Genomic DNA, 25,735 nt, shown 5'->3' on the forward strand with positions numbered 1-25,735 from the left:
TCTGCGAGAGTGAAGGCAGATCGGTTCTTGAGGAGATTAGAGCATGGAGAATCGTGAGCAGGAATTGCTGGATTTTATGAGGGAGACGGCTTATAAGCCAATGACCTATCAGGAGCTGGAGACGAGCTTCGGCATAGAGGGTGCAGCGGAGTTCAAGGAGTTTCTGAAGCTTCTGAATAAGCTGGAGGATGAAGGAAAGGTCATTCGTACTCGGAATGAGCGTTACGGCGTGCCGGAACGGATGAATTTGCTGCGCGGCAAGCTGCAGGCTCATGCCAAGGGGTTCGCGTTCCTGCTGCCGGATGTAAAGGATCATCCCGACGTCTACATACACGCCAACGATCTCAAGAGCGCGATGAACGGCGATATTGTGCTGGTGCGCATTACCTCCCAAAGCGAAGGCGGCGGCCGCATGGAGGGCGAGGTTGTTCGTATTGTGCAGCGCGCCGTCACGCAGATCGTGGGCACATTCGAGAATCATGAGGCGTACGGCTTTGTTATTCCTGATGACAAACGGATCAACCGGGATATTTTCATCCCGAAGGGCGGCTTCCAGGGTGCGGTTACGGGGCAAAAGGTCGTCGTTCGCATCGTTGTCTATCCAGAGGGGCGCAGTGCGGCTGAAGGAGAGATTCTGGAAATTCTCGGCCACAAGAACGACCCCGGTGTCGATATTCTGTCCATTATTCGCAAGCATCAGCTGCCGGAGAGCTTTCCGGATGAGGTGATGGCGGAGGCGGAAGAGGCGCCGGATACGATTACGGAAGAAGAGATCGTGGAGCAGGGCCGTCGCGATCTTCGGGATGAAGTGATTGTGACGATTGATGGCGAGGATGCCAAGGACCTGGATGACGCTGTACACGTGAAGATACTGGAGAACGGGAATTATCTGCTGGGCGTTCATATTGCGGATGTCGGCTATTATGTGCGGGAGAGATCCGCGCTTGATCAGGAGGCGTTCCGCAGAGGCTGCAGCGTCTACTTGACCGACCGCGTCATTCCCATGCTGCCGCATCGGCTGTCGAACGGCATCTGCTCGCTGAATCCGCAGGTGGATCGGCTGACGTTGTCCTGCGAGATGGAGTTCGATGCGGGGACGCTGAAGCGTGTTCGCCATGATGTATTCACCAGCGTCATTCGGACCAAGGAGCGTATGACCTATACGAACGTGCGCCGCATTCTTACGGCCACGGAGGAAGAGCCGGAGACGGAGCTCAAGGAGCGTTATGCCGACCTGCTGGAGATGTTCGGGCTTATGGAGAAGCTGGCTATGCGGCTGCGCGCCAAGAGGATGAAACGCGGAGCGATCGACTTCGACTTCCAGGAGTCCAAGATTCTCGTTGACGAGAACGGCAAAGCCGTCGATATTGTGAAGCGGGAGCGTTCCGTAGCGGAGCAGATTATTGAGGAGTTCATGCTGGTGGCGAATGAGACGGTGGCGGAGCATTTCCACTGGCTGCGCGTCCCGTTCCTGTATCGGATTCACGAGGATCCGGATCAGGACAAGCTGCTTACGTTCATGCAGTTCGCGGCGAACTTCGGATATGTGGTGAAGGGCGGCAAGGGCAATTCAGTTCATCCGCGCGCGCTGCAGACGCTGCTTGAGGACATTCAAGGGAAGAAGGAAGCGACAGTCATCTCGACGATGATGCTTCGCTCCATGAAGCAGGCCAAATACGATGCCGAGAGTCTGGGGCACTTCGGCCTCGCGGCGGAGTTCTATTCCCACTTCACCTCGCCTATTCGGCGCTACCCCGACCTCGTTATCCACCGCATCATACGGGAGGTCATCGAGGGGGGCGGCACGCTGACAGAGGCGCGTCACGAGGCGCTGACGGCGCGTATGCCGGACATCGCGCAGCATTCTTCGGAGCGGGAGCGCGTGGCGGTTGACGCAGAGCGGGACACGGATAAGCTGAAGAAATGCGAATACATGCTGGATAAGGTCGGCGAGGAGTTCGACGGCATTATTAGCAGTGTCACGAGCTTCGGCATGTTCATCGAGCTGGAGAACTCGGTGGAGGGGCTTATTCGTCTCAGCGATATGAACGACGACTATTACCACTTCCATGAGCTGCACATGGTGCTGATCGGTGAACGGACATCCAAGGTGTACCGGATCGGCGACGAAGTGAAGATCCGTGTCTCCCGTGTCGATATGGAGGAATATAATATCGACTTCGAGATGGTGGATATGAAGCCTCGCGGCAGCTATCGGGGCGTAGCCGACTCTGGCTTCGGCGCAGGCGGTCCGCGCAAGCGCGGCGGGTATGGCAGCCGCGGGGGAGATCGCGGCGGAGCCGGAGGAGCCGGAGGCGGCCGCTTTGGCGGACGCGGAGAGCAGGGCGGCGGTCGCAGCGGGGGCGGACGCAGCGGGGATGGTCGCGGCCCAGGCGGACGGCCGGGAGCGGCGGCAGGAGGCCGCGCGGGCGCTGCCGCTGGTGCGCGTGCTGGCACTGGCACTGGTGCGCGTACTGGCGCTGATGCGCGTGCTGGCGCTGGCAATAGTGCGCGTACTGGCGCTGATGCGCGTGCTGGCGGCGGATCGGATGCCGGAGGGCGCCGCGGGAAGTTCAAGCGCGGAGGGCCGGAGGGCATCCAGGCAGGCCGCAGCGGAGGACAGGGCGAGGGCGGCAACCCGTGGCAGAGGGGCGTTGACCCGCTGGACGACAGCGCGTCAGTCCGTGAGGACGACGGCAGCTGGATCGACCAGCGCGCTGCTGAGCTGGAAGCGGAGGGCAAGCCGCGTATGGATATGTGGGGCCTGCCGATCCGGGGCGCAGGCAGTGGTGCTGAGAGCCGCCGAGAAGGCCGTGGAGGCGGCAGGCAGGGCGCGCCGAGGGAGCATGACGGCGGCCAGGGCGGACGCTCCGGAGGCGGCGCCAAGAAAGGCGGCGGCAAGCGCAAAAAAACGACCACAAGCGGCGTGTTCAAGCCAGGCGATTCCGGAGTCTCGGCAGCAAGTCCCGAGGGTGACGGCAAGAAGAAAAAGCGCAAGAAAAAAGGCGATTTAAACAACGCAACAGCTGCTTTTGTCCGCAAAAAACGGAAGTAGTCCAGCATCGATAAACCATGTTCATAGGGACGGCATCTTCCCAATCCGGATGGGTAGAGTGAAGATGCCGTCTTATGGACATACTGGGAAAATATATTTAGGCTTGTCGCTTGCTTTTTGCTGGCTGGAATAGTATACTCAAGGCAATCGGATGAGATGACCCTGTATTCACATATTGAAAAGGGTATCATTAGCGTCATGACACCTTTTTCAATGTGTGAATTTTTTGTTTAAAGACAAGAGGCGCATATTAATTTAATTTTTTTGGAGGTATTCCACATGCAACAAGGTACAGTTAAATGGTTCAACGCAGAGAAAGGTTTCGGCTTCATCGAAGTTGAAGGCGGCAACGATGTATTCGTACATTTCTCCGCAATCGTTGGCGAAGGCTTCAAAACTCTTGAAGAAGGCCAACGCGTTGAGTTCAACGTTGTTCAAGGCAACCGCGGACCACAAGCTGAGAACGTAGTTAAGCTGTAATAGCTTAATTCGTTGGAGGACCGTTTCCGGCACCGCGCCGGGGACGGTCTTTTGCTGTTTTTGGAGGCTGAGCTCTGCCACTACCCGCTAACTGGTGATAAACCTGTAAGATACTGCTATACGCTGCCGTCTAACTTTGTAATTTGGCTTAAATGATGCAATTGTACATCAATTTCAGACCTGAGAGCCTCCTGGCGTTGAAATCATGCAAAAAGTGCAGCAATTTCGGTCGAAAGTGGCTGATACGGCTGTTTGGTGTCCGAAATGATGTACCGGGTACAACATTTTACGCTGAATGGGGCCCTTGATCGTAAATTCATGTACATTTGCATGATTAGCTGAGATGCAACGTTGATTCCACAGGAGAGATTGGTTTAAGCGAAACAGTACCGGCGCGAGTTGTTGATTTTACCAGTGGAAGTTGCTACAATGAACCAACAGAGACGGTGGTCGAACCACCGGGCAAGAGAGGTGAACTAGCATGGCGGCCAAGAAAAACGACGGCAAGCAGCTCGCTCAGAACAAGAAAGCGTCCCATGACTATTTCATCGAGGATACTTTCGAGGCGGGCATGGTGCTTACGGGTACTGAGATCAAGTCGCTGCGGACGGGCAGGGCGAATATTAGCGATGCGTTCTCGACGATCCGTAACGGCGAAATCTTTATTCATAATATGCATATCAGTCCGTTCGAGCAGGGCAACATCCATAATCCGACGGATCCTACCCGGACGAGGAAGCTGCTGCTGCACAAGGAGCAGATCAACAAGCTGCTGGGTCTGTCGAAGCGGGAAGGCTATGCGATTGTGCCTCTGAAGATCTACGTGCGCAATGGCTACGCCAAGCTGCTGATTGGACTAGGCAAGGGCAAGAAGCAGTTTGACAAACGCGATACTGCTGCAAAGCGGGACGCACAGCGTGACATCCAGCGTGCGCTGCGTGAGAAGCAGAAGGTGGCAAGATAGTCCTGTACATCCATGGGTGACAGCCGCCATGGCTGCCAGTAATCCCTTCGTGATTTTTGGAGTGGAATTGTGATATACTAAGTTTGTGCCAAGGAAGCACAGCAGCAACACGCAAGATGAAACAAGCAATACGCAAGATCAGATGCTTGACTCGCAGTTAGTCATGACATCGTTAATCCTGGAGTTCCCTGCTTCATGTGCTAGACGTCAGGTTGTCCGGCTTCGCCTGGATACACGCTGCGGCTATGCCAATTAGGGGGCGTTTATGGATTCGACGGGGATTGGACGAGCGCGTGCCAGCGGGTAGCAGGGAGTCGTCTGCTTCATCAACGCTAAAGCCAATTAAATGGCAAACAACAAACAAACTACGCTGTAGCAGCTTAATAACCTGCTCGCGTGCTCTCGCTCTGTATCGCCCATGTACCGGGATGAGGGCCCAACTTTAGTGGGATACGCTGTCACATCTCCGCCTGGGGTGTGCTGAAGAAGACAATCAGGCTGACCTATAGAGTACCGTGTTGCAGGGGGACTCCGTAGGTGACATCAAAACTGCAGCTACACCCGTAGAAAGCCGTGTGGCGTGGTCTTCGGACAGGGGTTCAAATCCCCTCGCCTCCACCAATACTATCAGAGGAGACACCTTGTTAGGTGTCTTTTTTGCATTCTCGGAATACATAGCGGTTAGAAAATGGCGTCGTTATCGGGTTTGTGAGGCTTGTAAGCATGAATCCGAGGAATCTCGGAAGGGATACGTTGTGGTGGGGCGATGGATAGCGAGGAAATGGAAATAAAAGCGAATGGTTGCTCGAATGTGCTTGAAAAAGAAAAACACCCAGCTCTGCCAACGAGGCTGAGAAGGGTGTTTTATGAGTATAACCAGCTCTGCTGATGAAGCTGAGAAAGCTATACTCAACCGTAGTATTTCTGTATAATCATAATATTATGTGCGTCGCAGAAAGTCAAGCGAAGGTTGACCCAGTAGACATTGCATAATTAATGATAGATATAGGATGTGTAGGATGAGCTACAGAATCTATTTTGACGAAGCCAATAAGATAGACCAGCCTGAAAAAGTTTATTCATACTATGGAGCATATGGTGGCAGCGAACAAGTAATGACGGAAATAATTCGCACTGTGCAAGACATCTTTGATGAATTGGGCACCAAAAGCGAACTGCATTTTCGCGAGTACAACCATGACAAGCATTTGGAGAAGTACTTCAAGGTTCTTAATCATATTACTAACGAAGAAATCAATTTAAATCTTCTTGTAGTCAATAACACGGAGGCTCAATCCATCGCACGGCAACTCGATCTAACGACAATGGAGTTGAGGAGTTTGTTCTACATTAAAATACCGGAGCGGCTCTTCTATGGTGTTACACGCCAACTCTCCGATCAAATGGACGTCGAGATTAAAATCGACCACAATGATGAATACGATGCACTTGAGCTGCATTCCAAAATCAAAGAGTAGATGAATGCCCACTCCGTTTATAGAAACAAAAGATATAAAATCACATCAGTTGAGTCCGAAAAATCTCATGAGTCTATTCCTCTGCAAATTATTGATACCTTTATGGGAATTGTCGTGTTTCTGATGGAGCAAAGCTATATGGGACAGTCGGATGCTGTACGAGTGAAGAGCGACCTTATCTATCGCTTTCTATCTCATGGAAATAACGTGGAGAGGTTCCAGAGCCAAATTAAGTTGTATGCCTGGAATGGCAGTGAAAACCTCTCCGAACTATCCATCGGTAATTACATATCAAGATTCATGGTACATAAGACACTGTATGATGTAGTGGAAATGAATAAGCTGCAAGCCATCCGATTACGAAATCCTGATCTGACATCCAATGAATATCGAAAGCTGATGGAGTATTCTAATTCCCGCTTCCGGATGCTGCTGGGATATTTGGATGAACTGGATGGTAAGGGAAGGAATACCTTTCTATTGCGTTAATTGTTTTACTGGACTTTGTTCTGATACCCCGCCTATCGGCGTTTTACGGTAACAATAAACCGAACATTTCGCAAAAAGCCTCATTTGGGCGTGGTATACACACTTGTTGAGATTTCTCTTCCAGTACTAGCATCTAGCCCCGGTACAATCACAGGCATCCTTGAGTTTCCTATTCTTCATCGAACATGTTTTACGAACCACTTTGTATCTATCGAGAGTATACGTTTATTGTAACCCTACTACCTATAAATACAGAAATATTATTAGATTTGAAGTAAAGGAGTAGTGCGATAACTACTCCTACGTTCATCGAGTCTTGCCTCACATTGCTATCGTGACGGTGCGATCCGTCTCATGTAGTAACATTTAGTAACCATTTATTGCGGTATCGAATACAAACCAAACGATCAGCAGCACTGTCGATAGTATACAAATAAAAAATGCGGCAAGGAAGCTTGTACCGCCTGTTCGTGTCAGTGCAAGCGAGAGTTGATGATGGTCTGTAGATTTGGACTGAAGACGTCGTATATGACGTTGGGAGTGGTTGTAATACCACTTATTCGCATCCATTCCAAATATGAAAGGCATGATGAAGGTTATCGCTGCAAGTACTACTGCAATTAAGCCAACCATTAGCCATATAGCTGATGAATCCGTAGATATTGCTAGATTGATTAATCGCAGCAACGATACAGAGATAAATCCAGCAATGACAACGGCGTAATAGATAGCCAACTGTCTATTCATTTTGCGATAAGCAAGCCAAAGAGGCCCAAAGAAAAATGCGGCCCAATTCCACCCTGCACGTTTCTGAGGAGATGCAGCAGAGTGCCACTTTTTGAGGTAATAATGACGGTTACTGTCTACAAATGATTGTAGCATCTCTCCGTCCGATAATGACTCGTATTGTTTGTTTAATGACGAGGATGAGTATGTAGCGACATCTGATCGAGTCGCAATCGTTGCCTCCGATGATTTGTTCAAGCTTTTGCCGCAGGTGGGGCAATACCTGGTTTCTTCATTAAATGTAAGACTGCACTTGGAGCAGTACATGTCACAACCTCCAATAAGTATATGTATTTGATAATCGGGAGCGATATGCCCCCGAATGTATATTATAGGTTGATGCGTCGAATGGCTTTGTTATCGTCGTCGTAAACAATGACGTTGCTTTGATTATCAAAATAGAGATGATTGATTTTGCGTATAGGCCTGCCGTCATTATAAACGAGATCATTGCCATTGATGAATGTGCTTAGCTTTCCATTTGTAGTGAGCTCATATATGGTTGATCCAATCGATGTGTAGAACTTTCCATTATAGTTAGTGACACTATCGTAAGTATTGCCACGCAGGGATACTACGGTTTCTACTTTGCGGGGGAATAGAGATATCTTGGACAGTGCACTGATGCCGGTATCGAAAATAAAAACTTCATTGCCGCTAACAATGGCGTCGCTACGACCGTATAGGCTAACACCAGTTTGATCGTAATCTTGTCCTATCAATTCGGCCTCTTCCCCTTGTTCCCCAGTATAGATAGCATCGCCGTTCCATGACCAGTCATAACCATAAGTAATCTCCCCCCCTCCAGCCACAGTAAGAAAACTCATCTTGATGCTTGTACTACTATAACCAACCTTGTGATCTTCATCAGCTCTAAGCACGTAGGTTGCCATGGTCACATTGTTCGTAATGTCGAATACGAAATCGTTGTTAAATTCCCCTCGTTTTGAGCTTAGCCCAAGTAAATATAGTTTATTGTCACTCAAACTGTATCCGAGCATGGAAGGGACAAAATACTCATGATCATAGGATCGTAGTTCTTGATCAGCAGTTGAATGCGTCCAATCGAATTGTGTGTCTATAGTTTTAAACGTCTCAACAGTTCCGTTGGAGTTATTGAATCGGCGAATCTTGCGTGCGGTTGAATCGAGAAAATATACATTGTTATTCTTATCGACAATCATGCTATCGACTCGATTTATCTTTGCCATTCTGACTGGGCCGTCTATACCACCTGGCCCAATCCCGCCGACAAGAGTATCAACTGTAAACTTGGCAGCCGGTTCCGTTTGAGAGGGATCTTCAGGTGTTGTCGGTGTAGAAGGCTGTCCTGGTTGCGTTTCTGGTGGCGTAGGTGTGGTTACATTATCATCATCACTGCCTACATCCTTATTGTCGTTGCCATATTGATAGGCTCGCCATAACATTACGGTTGCTTCTGCCCGCGTGACCGTAGCTTGCGGACGGAATGTCTCATCCGGGAAGCCGGAAATCAATCCATTCTCGACCGCTAAGGCAACATAGTCTTTTGCCGATTCGGAAATACCTGCATAATCCTTGAACATGGCTTCAATTGTACTGTGATCAGGCAAGCGGCTCACATTGTATCCTTTTAGCTTGACGAGAGCGACGGCAATATCTTCACGCAAAGCCGGGGCAGATGGATTGAATATGTACTCTTTATTCGCTGTCCGATACCCGGTCATATAGTCTTTAACGGCTTCTACGAATGGTGAAGCCCAGTTTGTTACTGGAACATCAGAGAATGAGGAATAGTTGACCTTCTTTGCTTGAATACCTGATGCTGTTACCATGATCTTTGCGAATTCAGCTCGGCTAATGGTATTGTTGGGTCTAAACTTATTATCAGGGTATCCGTTGATCACCTTTCGGTTCACCATTTCAGCAATGTACTTATATGCCCAATGCGTTGTCGGTAGATCGGTGAATGATACAGCTGGTGTAGTTTCCGTGGCATTTTGCCATTCCTCACCATATCCAGGAAGTGCCGCTGATGACGTGCCGACTATACCAAACATTAATATAAAAGCAACTAACAGAGTGGTCATTCTTTTCATAGGTCAGGTCTCTCCTTCTTTTTGGAATGTCTGAAGTTATGGTTAGTTACGATAGCTAGCTATTGCTTTAAAGTTGAATATACCCCCTTCAAAAAATGTAGAATCTTGGCAGTAACTTAACAGGGACATTATACAATATTTACCCTTATAAGTGTAGTTCAATTGTCGCTATAATAGGATAAGAGTCTCATTCACACTCTACTATGCTGAAGTAGAGGTGATTCAGAATGGAATTTAAGTATATGGTAGGTGAACAAATCCGAAGGGTACGGAAACTCAGAGGAATGACACAAGAACAGTTGGCGGAACAGTCCGGCCTCAGCTTCAGTTATGTAAGTGACGTCGAAAGAGGTACCCGCAACATTTCACTGGAATCGTTAGAAAAGATCATTAATGCTCTGGGAGTACGGCCCAATCAGCTGTTCGAAGAAATAGATGTATTATCGGATGCCTATAATGATGGTGCCCGCAACAAAATAGAGGAATTGAACACCCTGCTCAGTGATAGGCAAATTGAAGATGTTGACTTTATTTTGAAGATTGCCCGTGAATTTCTGATTACAATCGACCGGAAGAATCGTTGATAACCAAATCGCCTTATAGAGGGTAAAATATACATATTTTCTTGGGGTACCACCATGCATTTAGTAATAGGGGTGGCTTGTTGTTTCATGCCCCACCCGGTTACATATGGACTGCTTTCTGCTGTTATACAGCGGATGGCAGTCCTTTTTATTTTGCAGGCAAGTTGTATGACAACGAGGACATGGAGTTCGTGTTGTCGTCTTGCCACATTCGATAGCTATTGGTCTGAGCTTCATAATCATGCATTGTACCTGCGGATGAGCGGGCTTATTTGCGTTACAGAGAGATTCGCCGGAGTGAGAGTACGGCAAACGGGAGGTGAACACACATGGTGGTTAAAAAGGGATTGCCTGAACCGGTTGTTACGGTTTTGAGAAGGCTTGTTATGAATGGTGACGCAAAAATTGCAGGTTTTGTCCTTCATACGTATTGCCGCCGCATTTACGGCGTTGATGAAGAGACTGCAACACGCTGGATGCTGGCGTACTTTCGTCGCGAGTTTGCTCATATCAACCAAGTCGTGGAAACGATTCGTTAATGCCAAATGATGTAGCAAGGAATCTGAAAGAAAGGAGTTACGACAAATGAATTACGAAGCTCTTCGGTCCAACAGTCAGAAGGAGTACCTTGGATACTGCGATCAAAAAGGATACGTATATAGCGTTAAGATCGATGCTGGAACATACGCTGTTGTCGCTCTCAATAACGCGAAAATTACCGTATTGATTACGTACACTGTTCAGCAGCCGTTATTAGTTAATGAATGAGCGTCGTTTAGCAATGAATTCAAAGGAGGTGAGGCAAATGCCGATGTTACAGGAGCTTGTGCAGAAACGTAATCAGTTAAAGGAAGTATTGCTGATGATGGATAAAGACGGAAGCCTTGAAAGCGAAGAAGGAAGAATCTACTGTCAGCTTCTTGTCCGAGTCACGGTCATTCAGCTTGAAATCGAAAGTCTACTAAACAAAGAAAAAATCGCCCCCACAAAATAGGAGCGATAAAGAAAAATCATATTGTCTTCATCATACAAAAGATCATTATATTTCGCAATAGGAGATGTCCGCTACAATGGACGTCTCTTATTCGCATTTACGGAGGTATTTCATATGAAAGTATATAGCTTACCATCGATTAAAACTCTTTTTGCCGAAGTATTGGCGGAGAAGGAAGGCTCCTACGTTGTTAGTGAAATCTTTTCCCGCTTCCCTTCAGTGATTGAACTAATGAATGTTACCGAGCAGGAGCTTGTCACCATTAAGGGCATTGGAAGAGTACGTGCCCGACAAATCATTGCCGCTCTGCAATTAGCCCGGAAATTGAGTGAGCCCGTTCACACTGCTCCTTATATCATTCGTTCGCCAAAAGATGCTGCCAATCTTCTTCAGCCGCATCTACACTATCTACAACAGGAGCATTTTGTTGTTATATTTCTCAATACGAAAAACCATGTTATCGGACAGCCTGAGACAATCTCAATCGGCTCTCTGAACGCGGCTATCGTCCACCCGAGAGAAGTCTTCCGTATTGCCGTCAAATGCTCAGCGGCATCTATCATCGCTTGTCATAATCATCCGAGCGGCGTAGTTGATCCTTCTCCGGAAGACATACAATTGACGAAGCGTTTGATGGAGGCGGGAGATATTATGGGAGTGTCTGTGCTCGATCACATTATTATCGGTGACAATCGATTTTTAAGTTTGAAAGAACAAGGTTTGATGTAACGACTCAAAGTAAGAACCACTTGATCAAATTATAAAGCTGGATATAGAAGGCGATTGTCTGCACCGGCGTCGCCTTGCTATTCTCACCTCATAGGCTGACCGTATGTCTGCCTCATACAATACATTCTGAAAGGATTGATTATGGAAATGCTAAAACATGGTCTCCCAGCTATCGTTGAAGTCAAAGAAACACGCATGGTTCATATGAAACCTGCTTCTCCTCGGCAAACTGTCATCAGTAAAGAAGTCGTTGAACTGAATGTAGCTGACGGCGATTACAATTATGTTATCATCATCAGCAATCAAGAATATGACTTGAAGCAATCCTTCTGGCTGAAATGGTTTGAACGAATAACAGGCTTGAAGATCAGGTTTTTTGATTCATTCATGAACGGTACTCCTAACCTATTGATCGACAAGGTTCAAAGGATATCGTACATTCATCGAGACCTCCTACGCTTGCGAATAACGCAATTTATGACATTGATAAAGCAGATTGCCGATGTACTTGTAAATGGCACATCAGTAGCCTTCCAGAGACTTCAGGGGAGCATCGGGAGGTGGTCTTCCGAGCTTTCGGTAGTTTCGCATCGCCAATTCATTACCGTAAAACATACATCAAATGGATTGCAGTTACCTGCATCATTCAAACTGTCTGCCGATGATTACTATGTTAATCTTATTGCGTATGACAATGAACTGTTACTTCGTACCGCAAATTACAGTATGTCAGCGGCGGTTGATACTCTGCTGCCGCTAACCGTAATCGAAGTGATGATAAGGTTTGACGGTATTCTTCTGGAGATACAGTTGCCCAAAGAGCTTCAAGAGGCATTGGTTGGCGTCGATACTATTCAGTTTGACTTAAAGAAGTTGCATTGAAATATAGTTTAGCGGCGTTCTTTTCTATGTTGAAAACATTATACATTTCTTTCACAAAGCTTCCTTAACAGGAAGTTTCTGTTTGTTCTTAATACAATCAGAGGAGTCATCTTCCCATGGATGCACTATCAGAGAAATATGAAATGCTCGTTACTGATCTGGCTATATTGTATCATCAAATTGAATCATGCCGTAATTTCACCATACTGCTTCTGAATAACGCCGACAGTAGCAGCGATGATTTGAATGCAGGTGTAAGCAGGTACGTCATAAATAACCACCCTCTCCGCTCCCTGAGGGAGGACGCAAAGGATTACCACCCTTTGCAATCCCGTCGCTCGCCGCTGGGCATCCCAGCAACAAGTTGCTGGAGCTAAGCAATAGCGTGGGAGAAGGGAGACGCCTCATCAAGGCTATAATGAACTCGCTACGCTCGGCCTTGACGGGCTACAGTCGCTATTGTAAATCGAGGTGCGGAGGGAAGTCTCTCCCTGTTTTCTTTTATATTAATCTGTTTTAATAGAAATAACAGATTATAGATGGAGGCAGACATGAAAAAGTTGCGAAGCTTTAGCTCGATGTATGTAAACGATAATCAGAATACGAGTCATTTTCAACAATGTTCTTCTATGTTTATTATGCCTAGAAAGATTATCTCTAATATTTACCCGGATTTCCCCAAAGACGAGACGTTAAAGATATATACGTATCTATCCATGCATTGTGCCTCTACCGATATAAACGGCCAGGTGCCGGGTGATGTATTCATTGGTAAACAACGAATTGAAAAAGAACTGAATATGAGCACAGTTACAGTTAACAAATCGTTGGATTGGTTGGAAAGCCGTCACTTTATTTTGAAGACTAGGCAGAAGAAAGGTAGGACAGTATTACGTAGAGTCTTGGCGGCCCCAGATTATTTACCGGGGAGTAGTGGCTCCTTTTACAGTTGTTCGAATATTGAGCGAACCACTGAGGGATTAAAGGCTCATAATCACGGATACATTATGTTGCCGTCAAAGCTGTTTACGACACAAATGCTCTCCGCTTCTAATGCGAAGCAATCGCGGTTCATGGGTAGGCCCCCGATTTGGGAGCAATCACACTGGAATCAGCGTAAACTGAAAATATTGATGCTGCTCTACTCACATTTTTGGCTGAGATACTTTGGCGGAATTGATCCTAATGTTGTAAGAGTAAAACATAATACTAACACCGGTGAAGGCTATATCGATGTTCATGAGTCCTTCTGTTATGAGGTGAAAGAAGATCCGAAGAAAGTTGAAATAACGATTGCCTCGTTTGTGGAGCGAGGAATGTTTAAACCGGTGTCGGTGCTGCTCAGAGACATGGGAGATGGAGAGTTTGCATTTGTGGAGGACATCAGATCATCATATTCCCCTAGCAAGAAAGAAATGCAAATGTGTGTTCTGCGACCAACTTTCATATTTGAAAAACAAGTAACTGATTATAAGTTGGGAGGTGTGCTTATTCCATGACATCACATATGCAGAAAATACAAGTGGATTCTGTGTACGGTTCTAATATCTTGGTTGAAACTGACGGTCAATCACGAATTATTATAAATGAAGCACCACACGGATTTATCCATGAATCTGATAACAAAATGCTCCGCCATCAGTTCACGAATATGATGGTATTTCAAGAGAAGCTGTCCATGTTGTTCAGAGCGAGTCTTAAAGCTGCGGCAATATCACTCCCGCTGCCGCCCAGCAAGTATGGAGTGAAAGTGCATTTGATATCATCCCGTCGAATCAGAGACTTACCAATGGCAGTGATTAAGGCAACGAAAATGACCTCCCCTCTGCTCAATGTTCTAAAGTCTGTGATTGATTCGCTAAATGGTCAAGTGATCAGCAATGACAATCAGCTCTATAGTGCAGAGATCGTATATGATCAGACGCCGAAAGCAGGATTAGATTATCTTGAAGTGGAGCTGTTTGAAGTAGTGAAAAGATCCAGCAAATCAGTAGCTCGCATAGCGACGGAAGTTTATATCGTTCCCAAGGAGCCACCGATAGTTTATGATGCTCCAGATAAGTATATGCTCTTCAGCGATCTGCAGTGTACTCAAATTGCGGAGCCGCTCAAGTCGATGGTAAACCTACCAAAGCTTCCATCGTATCATATAGATTTGCAATTCGTTGGGGACGTCGAAACTCGCGATATTGATAATATGTCGAAGACGTATTGGCCTATCCTTAATGAACTTGGTCTTGAGGACGACGATATGCATCGTATTACCATAACAAAGTGGGTCAACAAGAAGAAGGTGGGGCAAATCGGAATAGAGGTACTTCCCAATACGTTACATCATGGAAACATACCAAAAAGCCCGACAGGACAAGCCGTGAGAGGCAAGAAGCAGCCAGGTGTAAAGACTATCTAAAGAGTAAGCATTCTATATTTGAAATACTTATCCGGTCTACTTGTAGGTCGGATTTTTGTTTTAAAAAATAATTGTTTCGAGAGGAGTATTATTAAATGAACATCGTCATCTATCTGAGAGTATCATCGGAACAACAGGCAGAGCGTGACCTGTCGATTCCGGCTCAACGGGAAGCATTGCAGCAATATGCAGATGAACGCGGATGGCGTATCGTCGACGAATATGTTGACGAGGCGAAATCAGCGAAGAATGATGCGAGACCAGATTTTCAGCGTATGGTTGCTGCGGCACAACAGCCGAACAGAAACTTCGAGGCTATCGTCGTCCATAAATTTGATCGTTTCAGTCGGAAGCGTGAGGACCATATCGTGTATAAGGCCCTGCTCAAGAAGCAGGGTGTTTTTGTGTTATCAGCCACCGAGCCGACTGAACCGGAAACGCCTCACGGTATGCTGCTTGAGGGAATGCTTGAGGTCATCAGTGAGTTCTATAACGTTAATCTAAAGCATGAGACATTAAAGGGCATGAAGGAGAATGCGTTACAAGGATATCATTGCGGCGGTCGCGTCCCATTCGGCTATCGACGAGTTCAGCAGGGTGTTAAGGTTACCTATGGACTCGGTGCAGATGATGAAGTTCAATTGGTACGACAGATGTTCCAAATGGCTGCAGAAGGAATGGGAGGGAAACGTATTGCTCGTATATTAAATCAGGAAGGAATGCTGAAGGGTCGCCGCTGGCTTCCGTCTACCGTTCTTGCAATACTCGATAATCAAGCGTATTTAGGCTACCGAGTATGGAATAAAAAACCTGTTGCAGGCGGTCAGTCTCTTTCACAGGAGCATCTGATTATAACCAAAAAAGCCCATCCTGCAATCATTGACGAAAAGCTCTGGAATACAGCTCATGCGTGTTTGAGGTTAAGAAAGCAGTCCAAGTAATTAAAACGATTTGAACGCAGCAGGTATGCCGTCAGTGCGGTGTGCCTGCTATTTTTTGTGCCTAAAAACCATTATACGAAGGAGTCGTTGAAAATGAGAGTAGCCATGTATGTACGTGTGTCGTCTGATCGTCAAGCCGAAAAAGAGCTGTCGATTCCAGCACAGATGAAGGCCATTCAACAATATTGCCAGAGCAAAGGTTGGGTAATCGTCAGTGAGTTTATTGAAAAGGGGCGATCAGCTAAAACGGACGAACGAGCGGAGTTTCAGAAGATGATTGCAATCGCTAAACGTTCCAATTGCCCATTTGAAGCTGTTGTCGTACATAAGTTTGACCGTTTTTCCCGCAAGCGTGACGATCATGTGATCTACAAGGCATTGCTTGCTCAAGTGGGCGTGAAGGTTATATCAGTGACCGAACAGACAGAGGCAGAAACGCCGCAGGACATGCTGCTTGAAGGTATGCTGGAGATCATGTCGGAGTTTTTCAACGCAAACTTGGCTGTTGAGGTGCGTAAAGGGATGACGCAAAATGCGAAGCTTGGCTACAACAACGGAGGTACGCCACCTTACGCCTATCGGACAGAGCATATTGCAATGAGCAGCCAGAAGACCAAAGCAGTTTGGGTATTGGGCCCGCGTGAAGAGATCGACGTCGTCAGGTCGATATTCAATCAGTACGCTAATGAAGGTGCCGGGTATAAGAAGATCGCGTCAAGACTCAATGAAGATGGTATTCCGGCACAGAAGGGCGGGAAGTGGTCAGCGAGTACGATACGTGCAATTATCTACAACGAATCATACATTGGCCGCAAGGTGTGGAATAAGCAGGACTATCAGACGAAAGGGAAGAAGTGGCGTGATCGTTCAGAATGGATTATTACGGAGAATGCTCATCCTTCAATCATTACTGAAGAACTGTTTAACAAGTGTCAGGAGAACGCTCGTAGGAGAGACAGTGGCGGCGGCGAATCGCATAAACCGTTTCAATTAAAGGGGGCGTCTCCATTTTGGCTCCGAGGCATTATAGTATGTGATAAATGTGGGTCGCGAATGGTCGGAAACTCCAATTCAGCACGAAAGAAGGGCGGTGGACAGAAATACTACACCTGTGGTGGTTATTTGCGGAAGGGCAAGGAGTTCTGCTCGTATGTTGGCTGGCGTAAGGAGCGTGTTGAAGAGGTCGTAACCAACAAACTCCGGATCACGCTGCTGCGGCTGTCGATGGATAATCAGCTTGCGGATGAGATACAGCGTTACTACAACGAGAAAAACAAAAGTCAGATGCAGCGGGCAGCAACTTTGGAAGCAGAGGTTGGATTTCTACAGAAACGTATTGAGACCGTTGAGGACGATATACGAGCAGGAAGAGCGAAGCCGTATCATCAGGATATGCTGGATGAGATGCAACAGGAGCTAACGGAGAAGCAGCAGGAACTGGATGTGCTTTTGTCGAGCCTACAGGGTGTCTCAGTACCAGAGGAATACATTGCATCTGCCAAATATGACATGCAGACGATGATCGGACTGCTGGATGCAGAAGTGCCGAATCCGCAAATGCTGAATCAGTTGGCGGCGAAGTTTGTATCGAAGGTGTTATTTCAACGGGAGACAAAGAAGCTGTATTTGACGATACAGTTGCAGACGGATGGAGAGGTCTTGTTAGAGAAGACGATAGTAGCAGAAATGTATTGATTACCTAATTATTTGAAGAGGCAATTGGAGCGGTTAGATCATAAGGTGATTAACGTGAAGTGACAGAGTTTTTTGAGTGTCGTACCACGGGAGTAATCATATGCAGTAAATCTATGAGATCAGAGCACCTCAGTGTTTTTAGGTAGGATGCTCTGATTCATATTTTTCTGGCAGTGTTATTTATACGGATGTAGATTCAGTCTATGTTATAATGCTTATAACAGCTTAGTCGGACATAGGAAACCCTAATCCTAGAGGTGAATCCGATATATGAAAGTTAATGATAAGCATTTTGAGAAGAAGGATATTCAGACAATCCTTAAGCATATCTTACTTAAGGACTATTTAACTCGATGGGCTAATGTTTTTATGAAAGCTTCTATTAGTACGTCTATTAAGAAATGTCACTTTGTAGATTGTTTTGCGGGTAGAGGAACTTTTGAGGACGGTCAAGAAGGGTCCCCATTAATTGCAATAAACAAATTATTTAATTTACAACGTGAATTTCAGTACAAGAGGCAATGTCGTTTTTTTATTCATACGGTAGAATTGTTGGATGATTATCACAATATGCTTCAGCAAATGGCTCAAACCTCTCCGTTTCCTGCACAAATAAATAACTATTGTGGTGAGTTCAAGTCTCATGTGACAAGTTTGCTATCTTCTACAGCAGGCTCTCCTGCTTTGTACTTTGTAGATCCATTTGGTTATAAGGGTGTACATATGGCCGATATTATAAGGATCTTGTCTGAACGAGCACACGAAGTTCTCATTAATGTAATGAGTTATTCTTTAGTCAGAAACTATAGAATTCAGAACAATCATGTGGAGTTATGTAATTTCTTTGGTATTGACGTATTGCCTCCAAACATTTCTGAGTACATCAAAATGGCTTCAAGTAAAGATATTATGGAAAACCAAGTAAGTAGAAGTTTGTTTGAAAAGTTGGAGGATCAGATTATTGATTTATACATACACCGTTTGAAAAGCAATTTTAATGAGCCTGTGTATGCACTTAAGAAACGAATCTATAGCCCCTTAAACCCTAATGTATATTTTCATTTGGTATTTGCAACGAGGAGCAGGGCTGGATTGATTGAGATGAAGAGTTCAATGGTGACTTTTGAACATCTGCGTCTCAAGGCCGAGGATGCTTATCATACTACTACCGGGAGCATTAAAATGTTATATGCAGACGATCTCTTTTCAGAATCAACTTATGCTAGATTGTATGATTACTTCGACTTTGTAAAAGAGATAATGCAACATTTTAATAACACTGAAACCACGTATGGTCAAATAATCGATTACTTCCTGCAACAGTCTCCACTTCCTTTCCGTGATGAAAGTAATCAAAAGAGTATCTATGATTTCAGTGCTCAATTATTTAAGAAGAATAGCTGTGTAGTTGCTTCATCACAATCGTTTGCAAATTATAAAGAAGCAGATAGCTTATCATTGAAAATCAAATTTCCAGTAGATTACTTGAATCGTATTTCACAAGCTGGGCCAACGATGGAGCAGATGGATATATTTAATGATATCTTTTAAACAGAGTACGTTGATACGAGGAGGTGGAGTATGGCTACGAATTCGAACATTGAATGGACAGAAGCGACCTGGAATCCAGTTACAGGATGCACTAAGATATCAGAGGGATGTAAACATTGCTATGCCGCAACTATGTCGAAACGATTGCATGCAATGGGTAATCCAAGGTATAGCAAGGGGTTTAATTTAACCCTTCATAATGACCTTATAGGCCTCCCGCTCACTTGGAAAAAACCTAAAATGATATTTGTAAATTCAATGTCAGATCTATTCCATAATGACGTTCCACTGGAGTTTATATTGCAAGTGTTTGAGACGATGGAAAAAGCGTCCTGGCATACTTTTCAAATCCTTACTAAACGTTCTGACAGGCTTTTGGAACTATCATCGAAATTACCATGGCCAGATAACGTATGGCAAGGCGTGAGTGTTGAGAATGAGAAAGTAACATTCAGAATCGATCATTTGAGGCAAACTCCTGCTAAGATTAAATTTTTATCTTTGGAGCCATTGATTGGGCCTTTAGATCATTTGCAATTGGAAGGGATTGATTGGGTTATTGTTGGCGGTGAATCTGGTCATGGTGCGAGACCGATGGAAGAGCAGTGGGTGGTAAGTATCAAAAACCAGTGTGTAGTTAATGGTGTGGCATTCTTTTTCAAGCAGTGGGGTGGTGTACAAAAGCATCGAACTGGCAGAGTTTTGGAGGGTAGAACATGGGGAGAATTTCCTCAAAACATTAGAAATGTCCCTCAAACAATAGAAAAGAATTGATAACTAAGTGATTTAGAATAATCAGAAATATAGCACGTGTATACTGATTTGAAAAAGAAGAGGGATTTTGATGTTTTTGTCGAAATCTTGTTTTACTGGGATTAAGAATTCTGCTATACCACATGACTAACAAACAAGGGAGATCGAAATGGCACGTTATATTATGCGATGGGACGACTTATTGTGTGAAAAGAGATTTCGAGAACATAGTCAGGTAACAGCTCAGACTGATGGAAGAAACGCTTTCGAAAATGATTATTCTCGAGTTGTGTTTAGTTCTGCTGTTAGAAGGCTTCAAGATAAGGCACAGGTATTTCCATTAGACAATAGTGATTTTGTCCGGACTCGCCTGACACACTCAATAGAAGTATCTGCCTTAGAGAGGTCTATTGGAGTTAGTGTGGAAAATGAACTAATTAAAAATAGAAGCTATTTGTTTGATGAAAAGCATCGTGGTAAACTTGGAGCCTTGCTATCTACTGTAGGTTTATTGCATGATTTGGGAAATCCACCTTTTGGTCATTTTGGAGAGGCAGTTATACAAAAGTACTTTCGTAAGTGGCTTGAAAATGGTAATGGTGAAGGTCTAACTGAGGCAGAGAAAGGTGATTTAATTCATTTTGAAGGGAATGCTCAAAGCTTCCGTTTGGCACATAAATTGCAGTATCTAATTGATGAGAATGGATTTAACTTAACATATGCAACTTTAGCAAGCCTGTTAAAGTACCCGCGGTCTTCCATTGAAGGGAATAAAAAAAGTGGAAAAGCTAGTTATAAAAAGTTTGGTTATTTTCAATCCGAGCATAGTTCATTTAGTGAAATTCAAAACTGCACTGGCATAAAGGAATTCAGACATCCACTTGCATTTTTGTTAGAGGCTGCCGATGATATCGCTTATTCCGCTGCTGATATTGAAGATGGATTAAAGAAGAAGGTACTGAATTACGAAATATTAAAGACGACTCTAGGTCAGTATCTTGATTTTTCTTGTGAGAAGGAACGGAAAATATACGAAAAGTTTGAAGAGTACTATTGCGATGTTCATCCTAATTATACTGATAAGTCTGAACTAGCTATTCAGAGGTTCAGAATATATGCTCAAGGATTCATGATCGATTCGGTGGTCAAAACGTTTAATGAACAACAACATCAGATATTAGATGGTACGTTTGATGAGGATATAATTCTCGCGTCTAAAGCGAGAAATCTCCGTCTGGCCTTTAAACATCTTGCTAATGAGTATATTTTTAAAGACAAAAGCATAATTCTAAAAGAACTAGTGGGGCAGCAAGTTATTTCCGGATTACTCGATCTATTTGTAGGAGCCGTTACCTCAGAAGACAGATATAAGCAAAACACAAAAGATGGTAACCTGAATCCGTGACAGCTTAGGTCCCCTACCTCCTAGGCAGTCCGTATTTTGGAAAACAGGCGTAGAAGATTGTGTATCTTACAACATTCCCATCTTCGGATTCAAACAAGAAGCGCTTTTCACAGGAAGCAAGGCATGCGAAATAAACCTCCTTTTTTACAGGGGGGAGGCGACTGGTGGCTGTGCTTGCGTTTCATTCACAATAATCAGGCAAATGCCTGGTAGATTCGACGAACGGTTTGGAACCATGGACTGTAACGGCCGAAATTGAAGGACGTTTGTCGGGCATGGCGGCTGACTCTAGCTGCGATGTAGATGATGTTCTGAATGACAGTTCGGATACGACGGCGCCCGACGCCTCCACGAATCGGTGCATCATCTTGACGTAAGCTTTCTTGTCCCATGATGCGAAGCAGGTTATAGGCGAATACGCCAGCGTGCAGGACTAGCTCATTCGTATCGAACTTGCCTGCCGGCAATCGCTCCAAATCTAGATCGGTCTTAAGCTCACTATGAAATTGCTCGCTTGTGCCATGATCGCGATAAAGCTCAATGACACGCCATGGCGAGCAAGTCAGAGATGTCCAGTAAACGTTCACTTCCACATCTGGAAACATGAGCACCTGCCCATCCCGATCGATCGTACGCACGATGACTTGGAACACTTGACGCAGGTTACAATCGAAGTCTTTCTGTGGAAATGTAATCGCGCCGATGTAGGTGGTCTTCCCAGGGCGTTGCTCACAAGATATCCCTTTGTCTTCGGCTACTCGCAGCCAGCTTTCTTTGGAAGCGCCGCGAAGATTGACTTTAATGATGTAGTCAACATCTTTCTCCGCGTGGCAAACTTGCAAGTTTTCAAGACTATCGTGAGCAGAATCCATACGGACGAGTAGACGATCACTTGTAATGCGACGAGCGTAATGAATCGTTTCCCGAAGGAAATCAGCACCATCTTTCTGGCTGTGTGTACTACCTTCACGCAATTGAAGATTTACGCCATACCCTTCTCGGCCCAAATAGGCAAAGATGGGGGCATATCCAAATGTTCCTTTGTACGTGAGGGAGACACCTTCTTTTTTCGTGCCGGAGTTATCGAACGGCGAAACGTCAATGTCCAGCGGTATGACCGTATGCTCGCCTGCGTCAAGTCCAGTTACCGGGGCATTGAGGTTTCGGATGAGGTCGGCAGATTCCTGCAACAGAATGTCATTCCAATTGGCATCTATTGTTTGTGCAGCGGCATCCAGTCGCTGACGGAGCGTAGGGCTTGAAGGCACTTTGCGAATACCCAGGCATGTTTGAAACACCGTATCTTTGCGAAAAGGCTCGATGTGGTCGAAATCGCTTTTACCTTGGCAGAGCAGACCAAGATAGCTTTTCATGACTTCGCCGTTCCCGTGGATCGGATTCTCCATTCCTTTAACGGCTGAGCGATTAAGACGCTGAGACAACTGTGTATGGGAAAGCAGCGCACCGACCGCAGCCAAGCCTGCATGCGTTGTTAAGAGGATTTCCTTAGATTGGGTGAATTGGATCTTCATATTCAGCACCTCGTTGGTGAAAGTAGATAATAAGCGATTATCTTTAATTTTCGACTTCAGAGATGCATTTTCCTTTAAATATCTCGGTTTTTATAAACTTTGTATCACGGATTCAGGTGGTAAGCTATATTCCCTGATTTCACCAAATTATCGTTTTGTTTTAGAAGAGTTTGCTTCAAAAAAAGATTCTGAGGGCAAGCCCAGTTTATATGACCGATTACTTTTAGCTACAGACTTTATATGTGGAATGACTGATTCGTATGCATTTGAATTGTATCAGAAACTAACAGGCGTCAGGTTATAATGCTTGGGGGTGATAGCATGAATAGCAGTGTTTGTCGCTTTAATAGGGTTTCGGACTATATAAATGAATTGCGTGAACAGGAAAATATTGATAATTTTTTTAGTAATCTTGAGAGATATGGAGATATAATACTTATTGGGGGTAGCATAAGAGATATTGCCTTAAATGGAAAGAAGCCTAGGGACATAGATATTATTGTTGATACTGACAAGGAGTCACTGGATGATGCATTTGTAGGAATCCAACATGTTAGAAATCGTTTTGGTGGGTATAAAGCAGTGTATATGGAGCAAGAGTTCGATATATGGACCCTAGCTAACAATTGGGCATTCAAGAGCAAAATATTAGATGCCAAGGTGGAAAATATACCTCAAGGCTGCTTTTATAACTTAGATTCTGCATACTTTAATGTCACCACTGGGAAAGGGTATGCTGACTATTTTGAAAGTGCAATATATGGAAGGCGATTAGACATTATGTTGGAAGATCAATATGTGCCAAGTAATCCTTTTCCAGAAGTAAATGTTATTAGAGCTATTGTGTTAAGAAAACAATATGATGTTTCATATTCAAACAGGGTAAGATCATATATAAAAAAATGGTTTTGTGAGGTTGATAATCCGATACTTGAGTTGCAAAAAGCTCAACTCAAACATTATAAGAGTAGTAGAAAGGTATCTAATAAAGAATTGAGAGAATTGAAAAATGAAATTTTAAGCTGGTAGGTGGACAATTAATAAGCGTGCCAGCGGGTAGCAGGGAGTCGTCTGCTTCATCAACGCTAAAGCCAATTAAATGGCAAACAACAAACAAACTACGCTGTAGCAGCTTAATAACCTGCTCGCGTGCTCTCGCTCTGTATCGCCCATGTACCGGGATGAGGGCCCAACTTTAGTGGGATACGCTGTCACATCTCCGCCTGGGGTGTGCTGAAGAAGACAATCAGGCTGACCTATAGAGTACCGTGTTGCAGGGGGACTCCGTAGGTGACATCAAAACTGCAGCTACACCCGTAGAAAGCCGTGTGGCGTGGTCTTCGGACAGGGGTTCAAATCCCCTCGCCTCCACCAAACATGAAAAACCCGACCTCGAGAGGTCGGGTTTTTGCATTTTAAACGTAAAAACTAATAGGTTTTCAATCTGATCGTGATACTACAGTTTAACTCAACTATCGCAGTGCGAAAAAAGGAATAATGATGTGACTGCGATGCGGCGGAAAAAACAGGGTTGAGAGGTCCATTAAATAGAAAAACACCACTTCAATTAGTATAAGTAGGAGTGTCGAGCAATCAACCACACAGAGATGTGTCCCCTATATGATTAGCTTATCTGCCGCAATTAAGCTGCGAAAGTTGAGTTTATAGTGAGAAAGTCTCCGCGATGTTATGTGAGCCGCAACAAAAAGCTGTTCCATAAAATTCAATAGTCTGACAATTCTAGCTCGATAGGTAATGCTCCGCCCTCCCTGTCATATACTTTGATTTTCTTAACTGTGCCATCGCTCTGATACTCTAGATAACCTTGGGTACTTTCTTCAATTAATTTTAGAGTTGGAAACGGTTCAGTTATCACGTATTCATTCTTAACTTTTTTATAATGAACGACCAGCAGTAATTCGGTGCCCCAATAACCGTGCACGATCAAATGATTTGGCCGCTAACATTAGACCTGAGAAGACGTTTCTTGAAAATATATAGGCTGCAAACCATATTGCTAGTCCAACAAATAGAATAATTAGACATGTACGTCTATAGTCCACTTGAGAGCCTCCAATTGAATATACATCGACTTTCTTTTTTATCGACATTTTCTAATATTATTTAACTTGAAGGAGTGTGTCGGTGACTTTATAGACTGTTTGCCAATATGTTATACTGAGCTAAATGAAGTAGGGCGGGGGTGTTTAAATGCGGTGGAACGAGGTGCAGGAGCGTTTTCCCAATGAATGGGTCGTACTTGAGGCGACAATGGCTTATTCCAAGGAAGGTCAACGTTTTATTGAAGAAATGACTGTAATCGATTCTTTTGATGACTCGATGAAGGCATTAAAGAAGTATAGTGAGCTGCATCAAAATGAGCCTCATCGAGAATACTGCTTCTTCCATACATCACGTCCTGAAGTAGTGGCAAAAGAACGCTATGTAGGAATAAGAGGGCTAAGATGAAGATAACAGAATACCACGGACTTCCGTTTATTACCATAGTTATTGAGTTTCGAGGACAACGATTGCATTTGGAAAACGTACTTATAGACACAGGATCAGCCAGTACCCTGCTGAATGCAGACATCGTTAGGGATATAGGCATAGTTCCCGAAAAGGATGATATAGTTGAGACGATCCGAGGTGTGGGCGGTGTAGAGTACGAAATGAACGGGATAATAGGCTTCAACCTTCTGAAACTAGTCGGAGCAAAAATTGATGTTGATGCACTGGAAATAATAGTGGATTAACTAGCTCCGCCTGGGGTGCTGAAGAAGACAATTAGGCTGACCAGAACGGAAGCTGGTTACGAAGCGTCTGCTCAGGTGACATCAAATTCGTGACTACACCCGTAGAAAGCCGTGTGGCGTGGTCTTCGGACAGGGGTTCAAATCCCCTCGCCTCCACCAAATCATGAACACCA

General features: G+C 45.0%; 22 protein-coding genes, 3 other RNA genes and 1 pseudogene. 23 read left to right on the forward strand and 3 right to left on the reverse strand.

Annotated elements, in window-relative coordinates; genetic code table 11:
- The first annotated feature begins 43 nt into the window (after nucleotides 1-43).
- From rnr to AB1S56_RS03595, 6 genes are all read left to right on the forward strand, one after another.
- A complete protein-coding gene (gene rnr / locus AB1S56_RS03570) occupies nucleotides 44-3,055 on the forward strand; it encodes a ribonuclease R (RefSeq protein ID WP_340872545.1) in 3,012 nt (1,003 codons plus the stop codon).
- Between the two features lie 279 nt (nucleotides 3,056-3,334).
- The gene (locus AB1S56_RS03575; protein ID WP_012772186.1) at nucleotides 3,335-3,535 is read left to right on the forward strand and encodes a cold-shock protein; all 201 of its coding nucleotides are present in this window, start codon (nucleotides 3,335-3,337) and stop codon (nucleotides 3,533-3,535) included.
- A 481-nt stretch (nucleotides 3,536-4,016) separates the two neighbouring features.
- Complete coding sequence (gene smpB, locus AB1S56_RS03580; protein ID WP_340872553.1) at nucleotides 4,017-4,499, forward strand: SsrA-binding protein SmpB; 483 nt, start codon at nucleotides 4,017-4,019, stop codon at nucleotides 4,497-4,499.
- Nucleotides 4,500-4,754: 255 nt separating this feature from the next.
- Nucleotides 4,755-5,120, forward strand: a transfer-messenger RNA (tmRNA) gene (gene ssrA / locus AB1S56_RS03585).
- 398 nt (nucleotides 5,121-5,518) lie between these two features.
- Nucleotides 5,519-5,977 carry a hypothetical protein gene (locus AB1S56_RS03590; RefSeq protein ID WP_340872556.1) on the forward strand — a complete coding sequence of 153 codons (459 nt, stop codon included), beginning with the start codon at nucleotides 5,519-5,521 and terminating at the stop codon, nucleotides 5,975-5,977.
- A 138-nt stretch (nucleotides 5,978-6,115) separates the two neighbouring features.
- Nucleotides 6,116-6,466 carry a hypothetical protein gene (locus AB1S56_RS03595; protein WP_340872558.1) on the forward strand — a complete coding sequence of 117 codons (351 nt, stop codon included), beginning with the start codon at nucleotides 6,116-6,118 and terminating at the stop codon, nucleotides 6,464-6,466.
- A gap of 366 nt (nucleotides 6,467-6,832) precedes the next feature.
- Here the strand turns inward: AB1S56_RS03595 and AB1S56_RS03600 are convergent, their stop codons facing one another.
- The gene (locus AB1S56_RS03600) at nucleotides 6,833-7,519 is read right to left on the reverse strand and encodes a DUF2628 domain-containing protein (protein ID WP_340872560.1); all 687 of its coding nucleotides are present in this window, start codon (nucleotides 7,517-7,519) and stop codon (nucleotides 6,833-6,835) included.
- A 62-nt stretch (nucleotides 7,520-7,581) separates the two neighbouring features.
- Nucleotides 7,582-9,330, reverse strand: coding sequence for an S-layer homology domain-containing protein (locus AB1S56_RS03605; protein WP_340872562.1), 1,749 nt, complete (start codon nucleotides 9,328-9,330; stop codon nucleotides 7,582-7,584).
- Between the two features lie 227 nt (nucleotides 9,331-9,557).
- Between AB1S56_RS03605 and AB1S56_RS03610 the strand changes: the two genes are divergently transcribed.
- The 12 genes from AB1S56_RS03610 to dgt all read left to right on the forward strand — a co-directional run bounded on the left by AB1S56_RS03610 (nucleotide 9,558) and on the right by dgt (nucleotide 21,274).
- Nucleotides 9,558-9,914, forward strand: coding sequence for a helix-turn-helix transcriptional regulator (locus AB1S56_RS03610; protein WP_340872564.1), 357 nt, complete (start codon nucleotides 9,558-9,560; stop codon nucleotides 9,912-9,914).
- A gap of 329 nt (nucleotides 9,915-10,243) precedes the next feature.
- Nucleotides 10,244-10,453, forward strand: coding sequence for a hypothetical protein (locus AB1S56_RS03615; protein ID WP_340872565.1), 210 nt, complete (start codon nucleotides 10,244-10,246; stop codon nucleotides 10,451-10,453).
- A 266-nt stretch (nucleotides 10,454-10,719) separates the two neighbouring features.
- The gene (locus AB1S56_RS03620) at nucleotides 10,720-10,908 is read left to right on the forward strand and encodes a hypothetical protein (RefSeq protein ID WP_340872566.1); all 189 of its coding nucleotides are present in this window, start codon (nucleotides 10,720-10,722) and stop codon (nucleotides 10,906-10,908) included.
- Between the two features lie 114 nt (nucleotides 10,909-11,022).
- Entirely contained in the window at nucleotides 11,023-11,637 is a 615-nt protein-coding gene (gene radC, locus AB1S56_RS03625) for a DNA repair protein RadC (protein ID WP_340872567.1), read from the forward strand.
- A 141-nt stretch (nucleotides 11,638-11,778) separates the two neighbouring features.
- Nucleotides 11,779-12,519: a hypothetical protein gene (locus tag AB1S56_RS03630; protein WP_340872568.1), complete on the forward strand. Its 741-nt coding sequence runs from the start codon at nucleotides 11,779-11,781 to the stop codon at nucleotides 12,517-12,519.
- Between the two features lie 551 nt (nucleotides 12,520-13,070).
- Nucleotides 13,071-14,018, forward strand: coding sequence for a hypothetical protein (locus tag AB1S56_RS03635; RefSeq protein ID WP_340872570.1), 948 nt, complete (start codon nucleotides 13,071-13,073; stop codon nucleotides 14,016-14,018).
- A complete protein-coding gene (locus AB1S56_RS03640) occupies nucleotides 14,015-14,929 on the forward strand; it encodes a hypothetical protein (protein ID WP_340872572.1) in 915 nt (304 codons plus the stop codon). The genes AB1S56_RS03635 and AB1S56_RS03640 overlap by 4 nt, the downstream gene beginning before the upstream one ends.
- 95 nt (nucleotides 14,930-15,024) lie before the next feature.
- Nucleotides 15,025-15,870: a recombinase family protein gene (locus tag AB1S56_RS03645; RefSeq protein WP_340872574.1), complete on the forward strand. Its 846-nt coding sequence runs from the start codon at nucleotides 15,025-15,027 to the stop codon at nucleotides 15,868-15,870.
- 93 nt (nucleotides 15,871-15,963) lie between these two features.
- Nucleotides 15,964-17,565: a recombinase family protein gene (locus AB1S56_RS03650; RefSeq protein WP_340872576.1), complete on the forward strand. Its 1,602-nt coding sequence runs from the start codon at nucleotides 15,964-15,966 to the stop codon at nucleotides 17,563-17,565.
- A gap of 270 nt (nucleotides 17,566-17,835) precedes the next feature.
- A complete protein-coding gene (tcmP, locus tag AB1S56_RS03655) occupies nucleotides 17,836-19,116 on the forward strand; it encodes a three-Cys-motif partner protein TcmP (protein ID WP_340872578.1) in 1,281 nt (426 codons plus the stop codon).
- A gap of 30 nt (nucleotides 19,117-19,146) precedes the next feature.
- Nucleotides 19,147-19,890 (forward strand): phage Gp37/Gp68 family protein, encoded by a 744-nt coding sequence (locus AB1S56_RS03660; protein ID WP_340872579.1) that lies wholly within the window; start codon nucleotides 19,147-19,149, stop codon nucleotides 19,888-19,890.
- 148 nt (nucleotides 19,891-20,038) lie between these two features.
- On the forward strand, nucleotides 20,039-21,274 hold the full coding sequence (gene dgt / locus AB1S56_RS03665) for a dGTP triphosphohydrolase (RefSeq protein ID WP_340872580.1): 1,236 nt from the start codon (nucleotides 20,039-20,041) through the stop codon (nucleotides 21,272-21,274).
- A 194-nt stretch (nucleotides 21,275-21,468) separates the two neighbouring features.
- Here dgt and AB1S56_RS03670 read toward each other — a convergent pair whose 3' ends face one another.
- Nucleotides 21,469-22,806, reverse strand: coding sequence for an IS1380 family transposase (locus AB1S56_RS03670; RefSeq protein ID WP_340873812.1), 1,338 nt, complete (start codon nucleotides 22,804-22,806; stop codon nucleotides 21,469-21,471).
- A 178-nt stretch (nucleotides 22,807-22,984) separates the two neighbouring features.
- On the opposite strand from AB1S56_RS03670, the pseudogene AB1S56_RS03675 reads away from it, so the two are divergent.
- From AB1S56_RS03675 to ssrA (AB1S56_RS03695), 5 genes and pseudogenes are all read left to right on the forward strand, one after another.
- Nucleotides 22,985-23,110, forward strand: a pseudogene (locus AB1S56_RS03675) (hypothetical protein); the annotation flags it as partial.
- Between the two features lie 17 nt (nucleotides 23,111-23,127).
- Nucleotides 23,128-23,835, forward strand: a complete 708-nt coding sequence (locus AB1S56_RS03680; RefSeq protein ID WP_340870810.1) for a hypothetical protein — start codon at nucleotides 23,128-23,130, stop codon at nucleotides 23,833-23,835.
- Nucleotides 23,835-24,180, forward strand: a transfer-messenger RNA (tmRNA) gene (gene ssrA, locus AB1S56_RS03685). Before AB1S56_RS03680 ends, ssrA (AB1S56_RS03685) begins: the two co-directional genes overlap by 1 nt.
- A gap of 837 nt (nucleotides 24,181-25,017) precedes the next feature.
- Nucleotides 25,018-25,275, forward strand: a complete 258-nt coding sequence (locus tag AB1S56_RS03690; protein WP_340870808.1) for a hypothetical protein — start codon at nucleotides 25,018-25,020, stop codon at nucleotides 25,273-25,275.
- Nucleotides 25,276-25,457: 182 nt separating this feature from the next.
- Nucleotides 25,458-25,721, forward strand: a transfer-messenger RNA (tmRNA) gene (ssrA, locus tag AB1S56_RS03695).
- The last annotated feature ends 14 nt before the right edge of the window (nucleotides 25,722-25,735 follow it).

The organism is Paenibacillus sp. PL2-23, from assembly GCF_040834005.1.
Classification (GTDB): Bacteria; Bacillota; Bacilli; order Paenibacillales; family Paenibacillaceae; genus Pristimantibacillus.